Here is a 1,207-nt window from a genome sequence, read left to right on the forward strand (position 1 = left end):
TGCGCACATGGTGCCCTCTGCGTTCGTGATGTTGGAGTCCATTCCTCTGACTCCGGCAGGCAAACTCGACCGCACCGCACTCCCCGAACCCGATTGGTCCGCTCAGGTCACGTCCGGTCGCGACGCGGACAATGCGGTCGAGAAGACGTTGGCCGGACTGTTCGCCGAGGTGCTTCGACTGGACCGTGTCGGCGTCGACGATTCGTTCTTCGCCCTCGGCGGCGACAGCATCATGTCGATTCAGTTGGTCTCGCGCGCCAAGGCGGCCGGACTGTCTCTGTCGCCACGAGATGTCTTCGAGCACAAGACGGTTGCGGCGCTCGCCGAGGTGGTCGCGTCCTCGGACGGCACTGCACCTCTCGTACTGGAGGAGTTGCCCGGCGGCGGCGTGGGCGATGTACCTCTGACTCCGATCGTGGCGTGGATGCTCGATCGGACGGACGTTCTGGACAAGCACACGCAGACGGCGGTTCTCACACTTCCGGTCGACATCGAACTCGATGTGCTCGAAGCCACCGTCCAGACGGTCCTCGATCACCACGACATGCTTCGCGGTGTCCTGCACCGGGGTGAGCACCCCGCGATGGAGGTTCTTCCCGTCGGAGCGGTCTCGGCGAACTCGGTCGTGCACCGCGTGACCTCGACAACCGTTCGGGGGCAGGAGTTCTCGGAGCAGGCAAACGCCGAGGCAGCAGCAGCAGTCGGCCGGCTGGCACCCGATGCCGGTGTCATGATCCAGATGGTGTGGTTCGACGCCGGCTCCGAGGGGAGCCGTCTGCTCGTCGTCGCCCACCATCTGGTCGTCGACGGCGTGTCCTGGAGAATCCTGGTTCCCGACCTCGCGTCGGCGTGGGCCCAGATCATCGGCGGAAGCACCCCGGAGCTTGCTCCGGTCGGCACCTCCATGCGTCGTTGGTCGCACGGTTTGCGTGAGGTCACCGCCACCCGCGGAGACGAACTGGCGATCTGGCGCGACGTTCTGGCACAACCGGATCCACTCATCGGATCGCGAGCACTCGATCGCGAGATCGACGTGTACCGAACAGTGGACAAGGTCGAGTTGACGCTGTCCACCGACGTCACCGAGGGGTTACTGACGGCACTGCCCGACGCGTTCCACGGCAGCGTCAACGACGGCCTGCTCGCGGCTCTCGCCCTCGCCACGGCGGTGTGGCGACGTGGTCGGGGAGTGGTCGTCGACGACGCT

The 1,207-nt window shown here is 65.8% G+C and carries 1 protein-coding gene; it reads left to right on the forward strand.

Annotated features, from left to right (window positions below; translation table 11 throughout):
- A partial coding sequence (locus A2J02_RS16105; protein ID WP_231893875.1) for a condensation domain-containing protein occupies window positions 1–1,207 on the forward strand: 1,207 nt, incomplete at both ends.

The sequence above is a fragment of the Rhodococcus sp. EPR-147 genome (genome assembly GCF_001647185.1).
In the GTDB taxonomy this organism is placed as follows: domain Bacteria; phylum Actinomycetota; class Actinomycetes; order Mycobacteriales; family Mycobacteriaceae; genus Rhodococcoides.